The following is a 12,822-nucleotide window of genomic DNA, read 5'->3' as shown; positions in this document are numbered from 1 at the left end:
AATAAGATCATGAAGTCACAAGATTTATGATTTTTTTAAAACTCAGCTTCTTCATTAAACACTTCGTCTGACGCAGGAGCTCTCTCTTCGTCCATAAATTCATCTTGGAATTCAGGGTCAATAGTTTCCTTGCTAAGTGTTCTTCTTACTGGATCTAGTTCAACTGGATCGGTGTTGTCATCATAGTAGTAGTCGTCATTTTCTTGCGTGATTCTTGCATCATCTGCCATTTTCTTTTTTTGAGCAGCTTGTCTAAAGGCCTTACTTCTTGTGAATGAAGTTGGTCTATCATTTACCTTTGATGATTTCTCTATACTAGGTCTTATAATAGTAGGTTTTAGTTTAACAGGTTTTAGCATCTTTGCTTTTTGCACTTGAGAAGTGTTGGTGTTATCGCTTGAATTTGTTGTAATTGCATTTTGCGTATCTGAATTATCTGTAGGCGTATTCCAACTTGATAGAACAAAGTAAAGTCCTGCAAGTGAAGTTACAAATAGTACGGCCCATATAATTTTTGATGAGCTTGAGCTTGCTTCGATTTCGCTGTCAGAATTGAATTCGTATTCATCATTACTTCCAATGTTTGAAGCTTCATTGGTTTTTGCCTTGGCCTTACCTGTTTTAAGGTTTCCAATATATGCTAGCCCAGCAATGAGGTTTGTTTTTTCATCTTGAACGGTACTTGAAGGTCTAGAGTTTAAGAATTCTTCTTTTGGTAAGTTTGGTAGTTGTTCGTTTGATTTAAGAGTTCTTCTATCAAATTCTTCTATCTCATAAAGATGGCCCCAGCTTGCACCTTCGTCTATTGAGACTTCATCTACTAGTAGAATTTCATTTTTTTCAACCATTGAAGATATCTCAAATAAAGTAAAGGGTCCTCTTACTTGACCGTCTTTTAGTACTTGAAAAGTTGTTTCTTGCTCATCAAGTGAGTGAGTCGATACAAGTTGTGGTCTTCTTCTTTGAAATAGTGGGTGATCGTAAATACCTTGCCAGTCTTGTGAGTCCAGGGATTTAAGTTTTGTTTGTTCATTTAAATTATTTGTTCTTTGTAGGAATTCTTTTATGTCCTGTTGCCATATTGGACCATATTCTTTTTCATCAATTGATAGATGAAAAACTTCACTTAAAGCATACTGTCCAGACTCTAATTGTTCTTGATTTAAGAATAATTCTGTAACTGATTCGATATCTTCTTTTAATAGTGCATTTGACATGTCGATTTCCTTTTAAAAACTCACTAGCTTATCGGTGAGTTTTCAAAAGTTTTTAGAGACATAGGTGAGTAGAACAGTAGGGGAAAAAAATGCCAAAAAAAAGCGACCAAAATGGTCGCTTTAAAGTGTTAAATTTGAGGAGTTTCTAGAACCAGCTATAGTAGAATGAAACACCAACACTTGAGTTTCTGACAATATCAGAAGCAAGTCCGTCTCTTCCATCTTTAGCTTGAGTAACAACACCTTCAATATATGGAGAAATACTTAATCCAATTGGAGTTGCGAAGTCTAGGCCTACTGAGTAATAAGAATATTCAGTAAAGGCATCAGAGTTATTTGAATCAAATTTGTACCAGTTCATGCTTGTTGAGGCAGAAAAGATGTCATTGAATTGATATCCGTAACCAACACCGATCTTATTGTAGTGAGTGTTAGCTGCTGAAGAAGAGTTCTTATTATATACAACAGAATCTGTACTTAGAGAAAGAGTGTTCTTTCCTAGTGATCTAGACGCAGAAAGAATAATTCTCCCGTATCCATCTGATCCAGTCGCTTCAGCATTATCTTTTGAATAAACATAGTATCTTGCTTGAGCAGAAAGATTTACACCGTGATCTTCAGTTGTAAGGATATTACTTAGAGAGTATCTAAGTTGAGTTGAGTGGTAAGAAGTATGATTTACTCTCTCACTTGTTCCTTCGAAATTCTTTTTAAAGTCAGTTTTAAATGCAGGAATAACAGATAGTCTGTTATTTGCGTTTAACTTATAGTGTGCATATAGGTAGTGGTAAGAAGTGAAACCATCAATATTATACTGTGAATAAGTATCATTTAGGTATGCCATTGAAAAAGGTGACTCTTTTACTGTGTTGTAAAAGCTTGCCAGGCTGCTAGAGCTTGAATTTGTAGTCGTTGTTGTTACCGTTGTCTCTGCCGCAGAAACAGATGATACTGTGATTGCTGCAAATAACGCCACTAGTGCCGTTAGTTTCATATATTCTCTCCTTACTATTTTTATCCGATATATTGCCGTTAAGTTTTTTCTCTTTTTTTAAATGAAATATCAATGATTAATTTGTTTATAGGTCATTCTTACTAGTAGATGTAAGAAAAAGTTATTTTCTGACAAAAATTAGACAAAATAAAAAGGGCTGAACAAAAATAATGACAGTTTGACACCATTTTGAGACAGTTTTTAAATGAAGTTAAATACTTACGTGTTACTGCAGTACGTAATCCATATTCTGAGATACTTTTTATATCCAATTTCAAGGGTGATTATCATCTTTGTGCCAAAACTTAGGCTTAGAAGAGATTTTGAAAGACGCAATAATGAATTGCCGTCTTTTAAAGACATTTCAAGGCAAGCCGATGCCTGTTTTCACGTATCTAGCGAGGGCGAGTTAGAACAATGTATGGTTCTAGTTCAAGATCTTCTGGAGAATTCAAAATTAGTTGAAATCGTATTTACGTCTGACTCAGTAGAGAGACGATGTTTAAGATTGAATGAGCAGTTTGAAAACCTTCGAGTTTACCGCTTGGCCCTACTCAATTTTCCATTTTTTAAGTTCTCTGATTGGGTAACTGCTAAGAAGTTGTATATGTGCCGTTATGACTTTTTTAGTGAATTAATGCTCTATGGCGCCAGAAGAGATGTTGAATTCTATCTTCTAAGTGGATCATTAAAGAATAAAGAAGAGAAGTCAGGTCATTTGAGCTTCAGTAAGTTTTCTCTTTACGATTTTATTTATGCTGCCAGTACTAAAGATGTGGCCCTCTTTAATAAATTAGGAATTAAGAATGTAGTTGAGTTTGAGTTTCGTATTTTGCAAATTTCAAAGAGGCTAGATCTTGCTAATTCGACCCTAGAATCTCGTTCCCAGCTGGATAATTATATAAGTCTTTTAAAAAATAGAGACCCTTCGACTTGTCTAATCCTAGGTTCAGCTTGGCCAAATGAGATGGAAGTTTTTAAAAATGAAAAATTTATTAAAAGTATAATTAACTCGGAAATTTTTGTTTCAGTTGCTCCTCATGGTCTGTCAGATGAGTTCATAAACTCAATCATTGAAAGTATTCATAAATTTGCTCCTAATCTTCCTTATCAAATTTTAAAAAAAGGTGAAGAAATTATTCCTGGTAGGGTTATTATTAACCCCGTCCCAGGGGTTTTATTAGAGAGCTTTTCACTATTTTCTCACTGTTTTATAGGCGGCGGGCATGGGCGAAGTATTCATTCAGTCTTAGAGCCCTACTTGGCAGGAGCTATGATCTATTGTGGGCCTAGAACACATAGATCAACTGAGTATGACTTCATTAATGATTTAGGTTCTGAGAATATACGCCTTGTGCAGGAGTTACCTAGCTTGTTTGATAAGTTAGGTGAGTATGATCGAAAAAAAGAACTTACCAAGAGGGCCAAAATAATAGACAATCATCGTAAGAAATATAAAGAATTGTTGGACAAGTTAATATGTTAGAGAAAAATGTAGATATGGCCGTAATAGGGCACAATTACCTATCCTATCTTTTTGGATTTGATCTGCTATCTAAGAAGCAAAAGATTCTAATTCTTGATGATGAAAGAATTAAGTATGGCGGACTCTTTGGGAGACAATTATCAGAACTAGAAAGAGTTTTTCTGAAAACTTGGGGTGAGGATAATAAGTTAGAACCTCTCATAAATATAGATAGGTTTCTCTCTCAACAAGATGTTCATTTCTATATTAATAAAACCAAGCTTGTCCTAGGAGCTTCTCCATTTGAAAATCTCTATGAACTCAGTAGGAAGTTTCCAAACTTCTTTCTTGCCATTGATGGAGAGTTTGGAGTCGACTTAGATACCGAGAAGAAAGAATCTTTTGATGTGGAGTTTCTTTCTTTTTGTCATAGGATGGGGCGAAATGCATGTCGTTTTAGTAATCTTCAAAACCTGTCTATTGATACTTTTTTAAATCACTGCCCAGTTGAATTAAAAAAAATATTTACTCTCTTTAAAGAAAATATTCGTCGAATGATTTTAGATACTTCAAATCATTGGGATTATAAGAGTTTAATTTACGGGGCCAAGAGCTTTTATCAAAGTAGAATGTCGATAGCCTCAAGTGATCTTGAGATTTTCCATCTCTTTCATTGCTTAATATCTCCTTTCTATTTATTAAATGAAGATAAAATAATTGAAGAGATACTACCACTTTTTGAGAGTCGGGGTGGTCAGCTAAAGAGGACTCACGTTAGAGAGTGGAAGTTCTATAAAAGAAGTCCATGGAGTCTCGAACTTGCTAGTTTTGAAGGAATTATTCACCCGGCCAGAGTCGCTCTTCTCGGAGGTCTGCCTGAAAAGTTACCACTAAAAGTTAGGCCAGATAATAAGTGTTATAAGAATGTTGTTAGCAGTGTGAAGTTTTATGAGCAAAGTCACTTATCTAAAGGGGTTCATATTCTAGTTAGAGATAATAGAATTGGAACTGATCAGTCTTTAATTGTTCTTGATAATATTTCTGATCAATCTATGGCACGTGCTCAACAATTTGTCCTAAAGAGAAAAGGTCAAAAAATAGATTTCTTCAAATCTTCTTTAAGAGATTGGCTTTCGGACGATTTGCACTATGTTCTTGGCGAGAAAATTCAATATGAGGCCGTGGAAGAATTCCACTTTGGGGATGAAGTTTTTATTTCTGAACCTTTGAACTTCTTTGAAAGATCAAATATTCACTTACCTAAAAAGACGAAAATATACGATTCTGCCAATCCACTCTATAAGAGTAAGTTAGATAATGTTTTCTACTTTGGACCTTATAAAGACGCTCAACTTGGTCTTCTTACAGCGATGGTAGATATTAAAGAGGCCCAGCAATTTTTATAGTCTAATCGGCCCTATTTCATTTTATTAAAAATATACTATAATGATTGTATGGATAATAAAGGCCAGACCTCAGTAGAATATGTATTAATGATAGCCGTAGTCGTAACTATGCTTATGTCTGTGATGGATATTGTTAAAACATCAATCCTTGGCGAGGCCAAGAACTGTGCACCTCAGTCAAAGGCCATAATCTGTACCTTTGAAAGGGCCTTTAACTTCGAAGATCTCCGCTACTTTACCATTAGACGCTAGTAACTTACTGATTTTACATTGTGTATTTTCTCTAGATTGTAAATTTTACAACGCATCGCGGTATTTTCCCTATTTTTCTCTAGATTTGATATAAAACAATGGAATACGACTTTATGCGTTAAACAGGTTCCTCACATTGAGGTTAACCATTGTAGGAGAATTATTATGAAAAATCGCCACTCACAAAAAGCATTATTAATGCTGCTAGCTATGGGACTAAGTTCACCAGTTGTACTTGGTCAATCAGATCCTCTATTAGATGATGCTCAATCAGTATTATCTTCTGAGCAAATCGACATCAATGGAACTTTTCAAGCTCCAAAGCAAGAAACTGCTGCTGATAGAATCGAAAAACTCAGAAAGCAATTAGAGCAAAGAAATGAGGATATGGTTCAAAAGAAAATTGAAAATATCAGACTACAAGAAGAGCAAAAGCTTGCTAACAAATTACAGTCAGCATTTAGCGGACAAAATTTCGACCAAGTTAATGTCTCTCAAGCTGCAACTCAAAAGAAAGTTGTGGCCCCACTTCCAGTTGCTGAAGTAAAGAGCACAGAGAAGAAGAATAAAGTTATACCAACTGTAGGTGTATTGAACATTACAGGTGAAAATGGACTTGAATTAGAGTCAAGTTTAAATATTGGTGTTGCCGTAGAGTCTCAAGTTCATGAGAGATTTAGTGTTGGTGTAGGTGTAGGTTTTGCAAATATGGGCATAACTGACGTTTCTAACCAGTACTCTGGTACCAACCCGACTTATGGAACTTATTATAATCCGGGTTACACAAATACTTATGGTCAAGGAAGAGAGATGTCTTATAAGAGACTTTCTCTAGAGCTGACTTCTAAGTTCTTCATTACAACTGAGTCACAAATTAGACCGTTTGTTGGAGCAGGGCTTGGGTATAATAGACATGATTTAAGTTACGACAATAATACTCAATATAATCTAGGTTCTGTACAACTTGGTAATGAGAATTTCGCATCATCGTTTGTCTCAGGAAGTGTTAATGCAGGTGCAGAGATTCACTTTAGTGAAACAATCGGTGCAGGTCTTGAGTTTAAGTATATGAAGTCTTTTGGGAGCTCATTTAACTCACAAAGTGCTTCAACAAATACTAACCCTGATCAGCAAAGGTTAGAGAATGTAGGTACTGCAATTGAAGAGGCGAATAATATGTCTCTTAACGCAGCACTTATTATTAAGTTTTAATCCATCTTCCGACGTATTACGTCGGTTTATGTAGATAGTTTTTCTTCTCGGTTTAAAGTGGGAGTAGTGTGGCGCTACTCCCTCTTTTTTTTGTTCTATTTCCTTTTCCTTTATCTATTTTTGCTCTATGATTTTTGAGATAAATCTTTTTATTACAAGCTTTTAGCTCATAACTAATTAATAGAGGAGAAAAGATGGCCATGAAACCTGTTTATATTATAGATGGCAAACGCTCACCTCATGCGAAGGCCGGCGCCGATCTTAAAGATGTGGACGCACCTTTTTTGGGAGCGTACTTAGTTAGTCATATGATGGATAAGACATCCATCCCTTATGATTGTATCGATGAAGTTATTTTTGGAAACACAGGAACACCTGCGAAGTATCCAAATATTTCTCGTGTGATTGCTCTTGAAGCCGGATTACACAAGAAAACTTCTGCATACTCAGTGCATAGAAATTGTGCTTCTGGTATGGAAGCAGTTTCACAAGCTTTCTTGAAGATTGCTAGTGGAAGAAGTGATTTAATCGTTGCTGGTGGAGTCGAGAATATGTCTCAAATGCCACTTATATACGGTAAAGAAATGACTGAGTTATTCGTCAATGTGATGAAGGCAAGAACAGTGTCGGATAAGCTTAAGGCAATTAGTGCTTTTAGACCTCCTTTTCTTTCTCCTATTATTGCCATTGAGCAAGGTTTAACGGATCCATTTTGTGGAATGAATATGGGGCAAACAGCTGAAGTTTTAGCTAGAGAGTTTGACCTTACAAGACTCATGCAAGATGAATTTGCTAACTCATCTCACCATAGAGCTGTAGCTGCCCAAAAGGCCGGAAAATTTGATGATGAAATACTACCACTTCTAGTTGGGGAAAAACTTAATAAGCTTCTTTCTAATGATGTTGGACCTCGTGAGAATTCTACTGTGGAAGGTCTTGCTAAAATGAAGCCTTACTTTGAAAAGAGATCTGGTACAGTTACAGTTGGTAATGCATGTCCAATTACTGATGGTGGATCGGCGCTTTTATTTGCTAGTGAAGAAGCAGTTAAAAAGTATAACTTAGAGCCTATCGCTAGAATGGTAGATTATCACTTTCATGGCCTAGAGCCTGAGAGAATGGGGATGGGACCTCTTCTTTCTATGCATGGCGCTCTTGAGAGAACAAAGCTTACTGTTAAAGATATGGACTTAGTAGAAATCAATGAGGCTTTTGCAGCTCAATTGCTTGCTGTAACTATGGCATGTAAAGAAGATAAGTATGCTGCAAAATTTGGTCTTGATAAAGCTCTTGGAGAAATTCCTTCTGAAAAATTAAATGTAAACGGTGGAGCAATTGCTCTAGGTCACCCTGTTGGATCAACAGGTTCTAGATTGATTGTGACTCTTATGCACGAGCTTAAAAGAAGAAAAGCGGACAAAGGTATCGCTTCTCTATGTATCGGTGGGGGCCAAGGTGGTGCCTGCATTATTGAAAATTTAATTAAGTAGGTAGTATATGGAAACTAAGAAAATAAGTTTTGAAATGGAAGAGCAGGTTGCTTACATTGGTTTTGGTTACAATTGTAAAAAATCAATGACAACTCTAGATGAAGAAACTCTACAAGAGCTCTCTAATGTTCTTGATGAACTACACAAGGACAAGTCTCTAAAAGGAGTTGTTTTTTGGACACATAAAGACAGATGCTTTATTGCAGGCGCTGATATAAATCTTATTGCCTCAATGAAAACTGAAGCTGATGGTGCAAATGGAGCAGAAGCTGGACAGACAATTTTTAACAAGATTGAAGATTTGAAATGTCCAACAGTAGCCGCTGTTCATGGTGTTTGCCTTGGAGGAGGTCTTGAATTATCTCTTTCTTGTAAGCATATTGTTGCCTCGGATGACAAGGGAACAATGTTAGGATTACCAGAAGTTAAGTTAGGTCTGATTCCTGGTTTTGGTGGAACATATAGACTACCAAGAAAGATTGGGCTTCCAAAATCATTAGATGTCATTCTAACTGGAAAGATGTTAAAGGCAAAGAAGGCCAAGAGACTTGGATTAGTGGCCGGTGTCTATCCAAAAGAAAGAGTTAAGACAATGGCTTCATTTCATTTTAATGAAGTTGAAAAGAAATCGGGCCTTAAAGAATCTTTGGAAAATATAGCAAGTGATAACTTCTTTGCTAAGAAAATTATTTTTCAAAAGGCCAGAGAGAATGTTTTAAAGAAGACTAAGGGGTTCTACCAAGCACCATTGAAAATTCTTGATGTAATGGAAGCAGGGATTATGAAGGGAAGGTCTAGTTATCTTTCGGCAGAAGCTCAGGCCTTCGGAGAGTTGTGCGTTAGTGAGCAGAGTAAGAACTTACAGCATATCTTCTTTATGACTGAAACTGCTAAGAAATATTCTGGTCCAAAAAGTTCTAAGGAACTTCCAAAATTGAAAAAAGGTGCGGCACTTGGTGCTGGAACAATGGGTGGGGGAATTGCATGGCTTATGGCCGACAATGGTATGGCCCCTATTATGAAAGACTTAACTGTCGAGGCTTTAGAACTGGGATTTAAGCAATCTTCTTCGAATTTTAGTGGTGCTCTTAAGCGTAAGAGAATTACTCAAGATGAATTTGTGAGAAAGCAAAGATCAATCCAAGGTCAAACAGGTTATGAAGGATTTCCAAGAGTGGACCTTGTTATTGAGGCCATTGTTGAAAATATGAATATCAAAAAGAGTGTTTTTTCTGAACTTGAAGGAGAAGTTAGGGACGATTGTATTATTACTTCAAATACATCTTCACTTTCTGTGCAAGAAATGAGTACGGCCCTTAAAAAGCCTGAACGTTTTGCAGGACTTCATTTTTTCAATCCTGTTCATATGATGCCATTAGTGGAAATCATTACTCATGATAAAGTTGCTCCTGAAACACTTGAGGCCCTTTATGGTTGGTGTATGAAGGTAAAAAAGACTCCTGTTATCGTTAAGGATGGACCAGGTTTCTTAGTGAATAGAATTCTTATGCCATTTATGAATGAAGCTGGTTTTCTTCTAAATGAAGGCGTGCCTATGAAAGATATTGATGATGCATGCTTGAATTTTGGTATGCCGATGGGGCCTTGTCGTCTTCTTGATGAAGTTGGTATAGATGTTGGTGAAAAAGTTGCGAAGATCATCCATGATGGTCTTGGAGATAGAGTTAAATCTTCACCAATTTCTTCTTTATTAACTGAGAAAGGCTTCTTAGGTAAGAAGAATCAAAAAGGTTTCTACTTATATGACAAAAAAGGAAAGGTTGAAGGAGTAAATGAAGAGGTTCAAGCACTACTTCCGGCTACAAAGAAGAAAATGGATGAAACTGAGATTCAATTAAGAATCTTCCTTCCAATGATAAATGAGGCCGCAACTGTTTTAGCTGATGGTATTGTTGATACCGCTGCTGATGTGGATTTGGGTTTAATTTTTGGTATTGGTTTTCCTCCATTTAGAGGTGGTCTACTAAAGTATGCTGATTCAGAAGGTCTTGATCGATTAATTGAGGCAATGGAAAAGCGCGCTTCTTCAGTTGATAAAGATAGGTACACACCGTGTGCTTATTTAAAAGATTTAGCGGCAAATAAGAAAAAGTTCTACGATATCTAATTAGATGATCTTAAACTTTTGTCGATATTTCTTTTCGTATATTTATAAAGCAAAAACTCGCCAGCGATTGTTATTTTTAGCAATCGTTGGTTTGTTTATTTCTAGCTTTGCCCTTCTTGTTCTCCAAAGCACAATGGGAGGACTTCAGAATAAATTAACAGGTAGATCTAAGTCTATAGAAGGTAGTGCTGTAATCTATTTAAAAGATTTCACAGATGAAGATGTTGACTTGCTCTATAATAAACTTGTTAATAAGCACTACAGACCTAGTGTTGAATATGAGATTGAATTACTTTTAAGACATCTAAATTTTATTACCCCTGTTATCCTTAGGGGGATTGATACAACTAGAAGTATTCCACAATTTTTAAATAAAGAAGATCTTGAAAGTGTTATCATTGGAACTGATTTGGCCTATAAGGTTTCTGCTATGGCCGGTGATGATGTCGCTTTTATTTCTCCCTCTCATGTGGACAGTCTTCTTGATGATATTCCTCGTTTATTAAATGTTACGATTTCTTCTATCATTAGAACTGACGTTCCTGAAGTTGACATGTTTAATACTTGGGTTAGGTTACCTGTTGTACAAAACTTAATTCGTAAAAGAGCTGTCAACCGATTTAGGCTTTATAAGGATGTTGATGCCGATGAATTACAGCAGATGCTGGATACTAACTTCTCTGGAAGAGCTCGGTTAGAGACATGGGAGTATAAGAATAGAAATTTGGTATGGGCATTAAAGCTTGAAAACTCTGTAATGCTCTTTCTATTTACGGGAATGACTTTGTTAGTATCTCTATGTATTACCTCGGGACTAATGATATTTCTAGGTAAGGTAAAAGGGGATCTAGTGTCATTTTGGATATTAGGTAGTTCAAAAAAGAAGTTAGAATTTGCAATGAAAGTCTTTTTAAATGCAACAACCCTTGGAAGTATTGTTGGTGGCCTCATCTTTGGTTTTATTTTTCTTGGGCTTATGAAAGTATATGCGCCAAATATAATGCCTGATATTTTCGTCGATCGACAAATTCCCGTTTTTATAACACTAAAAGGTGTTCTACTTTCTTTTATCATTCCCTATTTTATCTCTATAACTTTTAGCGCTCTTGCTATTATTCAATTTAAAAAAGAAGAAAGTAGCTATCTCGACTATGTCAGATCAATCGGGTAATTCATCTCTTTGTGCAATATTTTCAGTAGCTTATGGGGCATACTCTGGATCAGTGAAATTTTCTTAAATATTTTATCAAAATAGTCCGATACAAAAGTGTCAAGTAATTTGGAGACGAGAATGTTTAAGAAGATTTTTTTAATATCTATGCTTTCTTCCTTTGTAGTTGTTAATGCTACAGAATCTAAGGTTTTAAAGGTGAAAGTTGGTGGTCCAATAATCATCACTGAAAGTGAGCTCAAAGAGTGTACTTTTGGTAAAGAAGAGAAAAGATCAATTTGTACAAGTATTATAAGAATGAATAAGAAGGTCTATATGGCCTATCTTGAAAAAGGTTATCCAGATATTGAGCCACTGACGAGTAAGGACTTTGAAAGTTGTAAGAATATTGAACAGAGATATCAATATAAATGTAAAACGAATGTCATTAAATCTAAATTAGATATTAAGAAGAATAAGTTTTTAAGACAAAAGGCGAAAGGTACTAAGCAACCAACTTCTAAGGCCTCGGATAATCCAAATTGTCCATTCGAAGATGAGGAGTCTTGTTACCGATATGATCAGCTCGTTGCAGATTGTATAGAGCAGGATCAGGCCATGTATATTTGTAGAGACTTAGCAGTAAATGCAATTGATGATAGGTTCTATGAAAAACAGAGTCAAAAAGAGCAATTTATGGCCTATAAGCAATGTTTAGATTCAGTAGGGGATGCTGTAGGATCAATTGATTTCTGTATGAAAAAAGCTGAGGATACAAGTGCACAACAAGATTCAGATTGTTTTCTACATGGTCAGGATCAAGGTTATTGTAATGGGTTTCACTATAAGCGATCTACGTCAACACTTTCAGATTTTAAAAGAGTAAGAACTCCTTATGCGGTTCCAACGTCCTCTTCTATTGGAGAGAAAACTTCTGCTAGTGGCTTTGAAAACTAAAGAGCACGTTGTTGCGTGCTCAATATTTTAAAATAGTCTGTTACATTCTTCTAAATCAATTGTTCCAATATCTTTAATTCTAGAGTGTGTAAAATCAATGCCTCTAACATTTGTTTCTACTTTTTCTTCTAATGTTCTAGTGCAATGGTTTTCTTTTTTATCAAACCTTTCTTCTAAGAAAACACGTACCTGAATATTTTCTCTAGGATTTTCTGGATCAAGAAGAACATCAGGTATTCCTTCTGGATCTAGAAAAGAGCAAAACCTTGTTCCTGCCGTTACACATGGCCCTCTATTATCGTTATTAGAGTGATCGAAAATGGCACTCCATTTAAGAGATGGGACAGATATTTTTAATTCCTCTAATCCGTATCCGAGGCCAGAACATCTAACTGATTCCAGATCTAGTATTATCTGTGAACTATGTGTTTCATCCTTAATGATACGAGTAAAGCTTGTTTCCTCAGCGTTAATTTGTGTTGTTAATAATAGTGTTAAGATTGTAAGTAATTTCTTTGTTCTCATTTGTTCTCCTTTGTTAGGCAAGAATA

Annotated in this window: 11 protein-coding genes; 8 read left to right on the top strand and 3 right to left on the bottom strand. The window is 35.8% G+C overall.

Translation table 11 applies throughout. The features are described from left to right. Positions 1-35: 35 nt before the first annotated feature. On the bottom strand, positions 36-1,217 hold the full coding sequence (locus tag DPQ89_RS07085) for a hypothetical protein (protein ID WP_127716226.1): 1,182 nt from the start codon (positions 1,215-1,217) through the stop codon (positions 36-38). 145 nt (positions 1,218-1,362) lie between these two features. Continuing rightward, positions 1,363-2,211 (bottom strand): hypothetical protein, encoded by an 849-nt coding sequence (locus tag DPQ89_RS07080; protein ID WP_127716225.1) that lies wholly within the window; start codon positions 2,209-2,211, stop codon positions 1,363-1,365. A 295-nt stretch (positions 2,212-2,506) separates the two neighbouring features. Here DPQ89_RS07080 and DPQ89_RS07075 point away from each other — a divergent pair, with 295 nt between their 5' ends. From DPQ89_RS07075 to DPQ89_RS07040, 8 genes are all read left to right on the top strand, one after another. Further along, positions 2,507-3,697 (top strand): glycosyltransferase N-terminal domain-containing protein, encoded by a 1,191-nt coding sequence (locus DPQ89_RS07075; protein ID WP_164848296.1) that lies wholly within the window; start codon positions 2,507-2,509, stop codon positions 3,695-3,697. Beyond that, on the top strand, positions 3,691-5,082 hold the full coding sequence (locus DPQ89_RS07070; RefSeq protein ID WP_127716223.1) for a hypothetical protein: 1,392 nt from the start codon (positions 3,691-3,693) through the stop codon (positions 5,080-5,082). The genes DPQ89_RS07075 and DPQ89_RS07070 overlap by 7 nt, the downstream gene beginning before the upstream one ends. A 48-nt stretch (positions 5,083-5,130) precedes the next feature. Continuing rightward, a complete protein-coding gene (locus DPQ89_RS07065) occupies positions 5,131-5,334 on the top strand; it encodes a Flp family type IVb pilin (RefSeq protein WP_127716222.1) in 204 nt (67 codons plus the stop codon). Positions 5,335-5,499: 165 nt separating this feature from the next. Further along, positions 5,500-6,546: an OmpW family outer membrane protein gene (locus DPQ89_RS07060; protein ID WP_127716221.1), complete on the top strand. Its 1,047-nt coding sequence runs from the start codon at positions 5,500-5,502 to the stop codon at positions 6,544-6,546. Between the two features lie 194 nt (positions 6,547-6,740). After that, a complete protein-coding gene (locus DPQ89_RS07055; RefSeq protein WP_127716220.1) occupies positions 6,741-8,036 on the top strand; it encodes an acetyl-CoA C-acyltransferase in 1,296 nt (431 codons plus the stop codon). 7 nt (positions 8,037-8,043) lie between these two features. Then, entirely contained in the window at positions 8,044-10,164 is a 2,121-nt protein-coding gene (locus tag DPQ89_RS07050) for a 3-hydroxyacyl-CoA dehydrogenase NAD-binding domain-containing protein (protein ID WP_127716219.1), read from the top strand. 4 nt (positions 10,165-10,168) lie between these two features. Next, positions 10,169-11,335, top strand: a complete 1,167-nt coding sequence (locus tag DPQ89_RS07045; RefSeq protein WP_127716218.1) for an ABC transporter permease — start codon at positions 10,169-10,171, stop codon at positions 11,333-11,335. A gap of 120 nt (positions 11,336-11,455) precedes the next feature. Then, a complete protein-coding gene (locus DPQ89_RS07040) occupies positions 11,456-12,271 on the top strand; it encodes a hypothetical protein (RefSeq protein ID WP_127716217.1) in 816 nt (271 codons plus the stop codon). A gap of 27 nt (positions 12,272-12,298) precedes the next feature. On the opposite strand, the gene DPQ89_RS07035 is transcribed toward DPQ89_RS07040, so the two are convergent. Next, entirely contained in the window at positions 12,299-12,796 is a 498-nt protein-coding gene (locus tag DPQ89_RS07035; protein WP_127716216.1) for a hypothetical protein, read from the bottom strand. Positions 12,797-12,822: the final 26 nt, after the last annotated feature.

The organism is Halobacteriovorax sp. HLS, from assembly GCF_004006665.1.
Classification (GTDB): Bacteria; Bdellovibrionota; Bacteriovoracia; order Bacteriovoracales; family Bacteriovoracaceae; genus Halobacteriovorax.
This window is presented reverse-complemented; position numbering and strand designations above follow the sequence as displayed.